The organism is Wolbachia endosymbiont of Drosophila barbarae (assembly GCF_044752445.1).
Classification (GTDB): Bacteria; Pseudomonadota; Alphaproteobacteria; order Rickettsiales; family Anaplasmataceae; genus Wolbachia; species Wolbachia pipientis.
The window spans coordinates 1-6,171 of the sequence record NZ_JBIXJM010000213.1 but is presented as its reverse complement, the minus strand read 5'-3'; the positions used below and the strand labels follow the sequence as shown (position 1 = coordinate 6,171).

The window sequence follows — 6,171 nt, the reverse complement described above, 5'->3', positions numbered from 1 at the left end:
GACAGACTGTCATTCTTGACAATGCTACTTTTCATAAGTCTGGTAAGATTATCGAGCTTGCTAGAGGAGTTGGTGCAGAAATTTTGTATCTGCCGCCGTATTCTCCAGATTTCAACAAAATTGAGCATCATTGGTTTGCTATAAAAAACAGAGCTAGGAAAAACATTCCTCTATTCGAATCTTTTCGTCGTGCTGTTGATTCTGCCTTCCTATGACCTGTTCGGACTATTATGAGAAATGCTATAACTAGATCCTATGGTCAAGCCATAGGACGACAGGAACGGTTTTATGCATTTTTTAAAGGGCAACATGTTTAAGCTTTGCTGGCAAAATGGAAAGTAAGACCAGCCTCTATACCGTGTGTGTGAAATAGTTGATTACCTATATTTATTTCCTCAGTTACTTTGCTACCTGAGCTAGGATTAAGCTTCTTTTTTTTATCATTATTAGGGTCGTCTACCACTTGTCCTAACCTTTTTGCTGTAAGCTTAATATCGCTACCAATAGCACCAAAACCTCTATATCCGATATGCATATTTACATCTTCGTTTATGCGATAGTCAAAGCCAGCTTTTAATTGACCTGCGGGTCTTATTGACGGTTTTTCAAACATCGTCATTCTTGTTGCACCGATCCCAATACCAACGTAAGGAGAAAAAGAGAAACGGTCACTTTTCCAATGATGATAAACATTTGCCATTACAGATATGTTCTCAATTTGGCCATGACTAACTGCAGCACTATAGAGATAAGTTTCTTTATTAGGATCCTCACCAGTCTCCTTTAGGTATGAAACAGTTATTTGGCTACTTGTTAAACCAATATTATCCACTTTTACAGAAGAATACATCCCTTCCAATTCAGCCCTATAGCTGTTGTTACCCAATTCTCCTGTGTAACCAAATGCCACATTTGCAGCAAAAGTTGGATTATAATCTCCTTTATACTCACTTAGTGACTGACCTTCTGTGTTCTGAGCACCCCTGTCATTTATAGACAAATTTTTGATACCTGTAGTGCTTGTTTTTAGTACGCTTGTGTTATTTAAATATTGACCGTAATACCCACTACCAAAGTAAAACCCTTCTGTTTCACTTGCAAAAGATTGTTGTGACAACAATAAAGCAAATGCTGTAACCGCTAATGTTTTTTTACTAATCATTACTACTCCCCTAGTTAAAATAGCTAATCTAATACTAATTAATTAAAAATGGCTTAATATGAAAAACCTAATTATTTGCATAACTTGCACTTTTCTGAGCTAAAAATAGGCAAAGTTAACCTTACTTCTCGTCATTTTTTAATTTATCCTCATCTTCAAATTCATCCTCCTCTTCTTCGTCATCAAACCCATCATCGCTCCTATCCTCATCTTCCTCGTCATCATCTTCAAACTTATCGTCGATATCTTCATCATCAATATCTTCGTCTGCAAATTCATCTGATTCATCATATACTGCATCTTCGGTTTTAGTTTCAGCAGGATAATCAACTGAATTAGGTCCCTCAAGAACATTATTCCCCTCGTTATTAACCTTATCTTTGCTCGCAGCGGCAGAAAGAACTTTGTTTGGGTCATATGGTTCTTGTGTAGGCACACGAGTTTGTTTGAGCAGCCTTCTTGTGAAGGTGGTATCACTGTAGTACAAAATTTTCTTTGATTTAATTGGGTAAGTCGACTCTATTAAAATTATCTGATCGTCACGTGGCAACATAATAACTTCTTGAGGCAATAGCAATGCTCTCTGTATTTCAGAGATATGTAATGACCTTGAAGCAGGATTTAAATCTAAAAATTTAGGCTTATTCAACGATTCTTGTTGTACAGTTTTGTTTCCTATAAGTTGCGATATTAAATTAGCTGTTTCAATATTATTGGCTGCAAAAGTTATTCTGTAAGTCGAGTTTGACAAAAAGGAGTTCATCCCTGCTTCTTCGTATATTCCTTTGAGCTGCTCAGTATCTTGAACAATTAAGAATAACCTAACTCGATAACCACGAAAATATGCAATACCTGTTTGAAATTGCTCCATTTTTCCAAGTGTAGGAAACTCATCCATTAAAAACAATACGCCATAAGGCTCGTCATCCGATGGCAATTTTCTACATAAAAACTCAGTTGCCTGTTGGTAAAAAACCTGCATTAAAGGCCTGAGCCTAGTCAAGTTGTCAGGAGTTAAACCAACATAAACTGTAATTTTCTTCTTTTTAAAATCTAGAATATTAAAATCACTTGACGCAGTTGCAGTATCAATCAATGGGTTTGCCCACAATTCAAGTGATGAGTTCATGGTTGATACAACACCTGACCTTTCTTTATCAGCTTTTTGTAAAAAAGCTGCAATATTCATATATGCTACAGGGTGTAGTATTTTACCCATTGTATCAAGAGCAACAGCAAGATTATAAACCACGTCATCACTACGCATCGTACGCACAACTTCACCAAAAGATTTAACTTTCTCTGGTGCAGCAAGTAAGTATAATACCACTCCAACAAATAAGCTTCTTGCTTCATTCTGCCAAAAGTCTTGTTCAGGCATGATTAGGTTAGCTATTTTCTGCACATCGTCAACCATCTGCCCAGGTTTTTCACTAATCCATTGTAATGGATTGTAACAGTGACTTATTCCATCTGGCTGCGCTGGATTCCATACGTATACTTTTTGTCCTTGTCGTTCTCGCCAACCACTTGTTATTTCATAGTTTTCTAATTTTATGTCGTGTACAATTACCGAGTCAGTCCAAAATAATAAATTAGGAATTACAAAGCCAACACCCTTACCAGAACCTGTAGGTGCAAATAACAATGCATGCTGAAACCCATCAGAAATGAAGTATCCTCTTTTATCTTTACCAAGCAATAATCCCTTTTTGCTTCTTAATCCTGCTTTTCGTATGTCTTTCTCTGATGCCCACTGCGAATCTCCATGAAGTGATTCCTTCTTTTTAAATGGTCGCCACTCAATTATCCTTTCTCTTAAATTCCATAAGATAATCATTAAAACAATGATAGGCAGTGCAGAAGATATAATTAATGTGATTTTGAGCTCAAGGCTATATAACTCTGGATAATGCCAACAATATTGTATATGATCAAAAATCGTTGGCCAAAGAGCTTGAGGGAAAGGCGTCAAACTAGGATTAATTGCCTTAAAATCCACAGCATCCGGACCATCAGCAAACAGAACAAACAATATACCAGATAGATAGAAGCAAAACTCAAGTACGCTAAAAGCTACTACACCTCCTATGAGAATATTACGTAGGTGATTTCCATTACTCATAAACTACTCTTCCTTAACTTATGTATAAATTTAAGCATTTTCGCTCGCAGATCTAGTAAATAATATCTCAGAAATGCTTCTTTTGCCCCCACCGGTTCTTTTTAGCTGAATAACAATATCAATCACATTTCTAATGTATGGTATAATTTGGTCTGGAGGAATGCCAAGATTTGCCTGCATAACCATCAATTTTATTTGCTCAAGGGCCATTGTTGGACTATCTGCATGAAGGGTTGATATTGATCCAGGGTGACCAGTATTTATCGCCCTGAGAAAACTAAAAGCTTCCGCTCCACGGAGCTCACCAACTATTATTCTGTCTGGCCTTAAACGTAAGCACGCTTCTATCAAATCTTGAGTGGTTACTTTTGCTCTGCCCTGCCCTCCTTTAGAGGCAATTAGATGGACTTTATTGGGATGATCGTTCAAAACGATTTCCCTTGCATCCTCAACAGTAATAATTCTTTCCTCAGCTGGAATAGCACGCAAAGTAGCATTAGTAAAAGTAGTCTTACCAGTGGAAGTTCCACCACTAATTATAATATTTTTCTTACTTATTACAGCGTATTCTAAAAACTCTTTTATTTTTTTTTGCCTTAACAATAAATCCAAATGACGGTCAACTGGATTATCAGTTGCTTCTGTAACAGTTTCAGAAAAAGCCCCCATTTTTTCGTAATCATCGAGTGCTAACTGCATGCTAGAAGGCTTACGAATCGACATGACTACTTTATCAGGTTCACATGCTGGCGGAAATACTATCTGTATACGATAACCATTTGGTAATGTTGCCGAAAGTAACGGCGCTTCTTCGCTAAGTTTTTGTTCTGTAGCTTGAGCAATCAGTCTGCCAAGAGATTTCAAATGGTTAAGATCGAATACTTCTAATTTTTCACACCTTATTTCACCGCGATTTTCAATCCATACTTCCTTTGGCTTATTTATTGATATTTCATTTACGCCTTCTTCTTGAAATATGCCTTGTAATGGCTCCAAATATGTATCAAGTGCAGCATAGTTCATTTCATTGATTTAATATTGCCTGTGGAGGAAATACTATATCTTGGTTAACAAATACTTTCAATGCAGTGCCTTGATCAACATAAATAGTTGGTTTTTTATCTGTATATCTGCCCACTACATCCCGCATATCTTTAGAAAAATCCTCGATTGATTTCCCGATTGCTTCATCATAAACAGACTTGCTTTTTCTTTGAATTTGTTCTAACAGTTGATTTACAATTTCCAGGCTTATATTTACCTCGTCTTCTTCAATTCCTAGTGCTTTTGCTATTTCCTCTTTCATTATTTTTAGTAAATCTTGTCTGCTTTTGGCACTCCGAATTCTTCCGATAGCCCCAAGGCCTAATTTCCATTTGTCACTAGATATCTTCTTTTCTGGGTCAATAATGAGTTGGAGAGAAGAAAAATCTATTTCGGTTGCAGTGATAGACTTTACTGCATCTCTGATAGTTAGCGTATCAACAAGATTAGAAGCCTTTTGCCCTATAACAGCAGAACCAATCGAAACACCAGCAAGTGTCACTGAAGAGAATAACGCACTTACTATTTTGTTATCAACTATTCCTGCTATTCCTGCTCTACCAAGCTCGTCAGTACTAAGTGATGAGATTGCAATATCTATTCCATGTGGCAGAATCACTCTATTCCAGTTTATATTTACACGAGATTTAGCAACATTCGAGTCAAATGAATAACTGCCTATCAATCTTGAGCCTTTAGGTATTAAAACTGTATCACCAGTTTCTGCATAAACATCTCTACTCACCATAGCACGCAGCATTCCTTGCAGATCAGAGTTTATTGCAGTTTCAAGAACAGCATCAATAATTTTACCTTGAGTAATCATTAAACCAAGCTTTCCTACTCTGGTAGCTTTGCTCGATTGTGCTGAAGTGTCGGATAAAATAGCATCAGCAGCCTTATTCTCTCCACTACCACCTGAAATTGTCAACATCTGTGCACTACGTCTGTCTCTAGGATAACCGCCACCCCCTATTGTAGGAAACGAGGTAGGTAAATTGCCCATAACATTACTAGAAGGAAAATTTTGCTTTGGCAAAATAGGTATATTTGACACAGGAGTTTCTTTTGGTTTCTCTTCTTCTTTTTTCATCACTTCTTCTTTTCTAATTTGTTTTATTTCTGGTATGATTAGTGGTGTAGGAAGAGGAGGTAAGGGTGGTAAGGGATCAGTTATTATTCTTTCAGGAACCATTACATTATCTGGAACTTGTTCCAACTTTCCTTTCAATTCTTGAACGTTTTGCTTTGTTTCCTCTTTTTTAATAACTTCTGAACCCTCTTTAGGAGAAGGACTAAAATAGAGATAATACACTCCACCAGCCAGAAGCACTAAAATAATGACCATCAATGCCCTATGACCTTGATTAGAGCCAACTGTTACTACCTTATTCTCTATTTCTGATTCATCTTCTGAATTGTTACGCCTTTCTTTATTCATATTGCATGTACCACAGCTAAAGTGACCTATTTATAATTTCAACTTCACCATCTTCATAACGCATAAATAGCTTTTTATGTACTCCTTTTATTATAACATAATCATCAAATAACAGCCTTTTACAAGGTTTATCCTCCCCTTCTACAAAAACCTGAGGTATTTTATTATTATTTCTAAATTTTAAATAGGTTAAATAACCATCATCAAATAACTCGATCGGAACTATATCCGCATTACCACCTTCATCAATATATGTATAATTGTACTTCGTATCATTTTCTTGTATTATTTTTTCTAGCTTGTCTGTAGTATATTGCATTTGAGTAGGTAAAGAAACCTCATCTAAATCAACATCAAATTCACCTTCTTCTTGAGGATAATAAAAACGTACTACGTAAG

Annotated in this window: 6 protein-coding genes; 1 reads left to right on the top strand and 5 read right to left on the bottom strand. The window is 36.3% G+C overall.

What is annotated here, in order from left to right; all coding sequences use genetic code 11:
• Positions 1-215, top strand: a 215-nt coding sequence (locus ACIPNH_RS04870; protein WP_400771539.1) for a transposase, incomplete at its 5' end; no start/stop codon positions are given.
• A 98-nt stretch (positions 216-313) separates the two neighbouring features.
• On the opposite strand, the gene ACIPNH_RS04865 is transcribed toward ACIPNH_RS04870, so the two are convergent.
• The 5 genes from ACIPNH_RS04865 to ACIPNH_RS04845 all read right to left on the bottom strand — a co-directional run.
• The gene (locus ACIPNH_RS04865; RefSeq protein ID WP_400772021.1) at positions 314-1,162 is read right to left on the bottom strand and encodes a P44/Msp2 family outer membrane protein; all 849 of its coding nucleotides are present in this window, start codon (positions 1,160-1,162) and stop codon (positions 314-316) included.
• A 121-nt stretch (positions 1,163-1,283) separates the two neighbouring features.
• Positions 1,284-3,287, bottom strand: a complete 2,004-nt coding sequence (locus ACIPNH_RS04860; RefSeq protein ID WP_400772019.1) for a type IV secretory system conjugative DNA transfer family protein — start codon at positions 3,285-3,287, stop codon at positions 1,284-1,286.
• A 30-nt stretch (positions 3,288-3,317) separates the two neighbouring features.
• Positions 3,318-4,310 carry a P-type DNA transfer ATPase VirB11 gene (gene virB11, locus ACIPNH_RS04855; protein ID WP_065094644.1) on the bottom strand — a complete coding sequence of 331 codons (993 nt, stop codon included), beginning with the start codon at positions 4,308-4,310 and terminating at the stop codon, positions 3,318-3,320.
• A 1-nt stretch (position 4,311) separates the two neighbouring features.
• Positions 4,312-5,772, bottom strand: coding sequence for a TrbI/VirB10 family protein (locus ACIPNH_RS04850; protein ID WP_174515709.1), 1,461 nt, complete (start codon positions 5,770-5,772; stop codon positions 4,312-4,314).
• 16 nt (positions 5,773-5,788) lie between these two features.
• Positions 5,789-6,171 (bottom strand): TrbG/VirB9 family P-type conjugative transfer protein (locus tag ACIPNH_RS04845; RefSeq protein ID WP_400772015.1); only part of this gene is annotated, 383 nt, incomplete at its 5' end.

Bases quoted from the DNA above. Each gene is read 5' to 3' on its own strand.
- ACIPNH_RS04860 (WP_400772019.1), bottom strand. From the start codon at position 3,287: ATGAGTAATGGAAATCACCTACGTAATATTCTCATAGGAGGTGTAGTA.
- ACIPNH_RS04865 (WP_400772021.1), bottom strand. From the start codon at position 1,162: ATGATTAGTAAAAAAACATTAGCGGTTACAGCATTTGCTTTATTGTTG.
- ACIPNH_RS04850 (WP_174515709.1), bottom strand. From the start codon at position 5,772: ATGAATAAAGAAAGGCGTAACAATTCAGAAGATGAATCAGAAATAGAG.
- virB11 (WP_065094644.1), bottom strand. From the start codon at position 4,310: ATGAACTATGCTGCACTTGATACATATTTGGAGCCATTACAAGGCATA.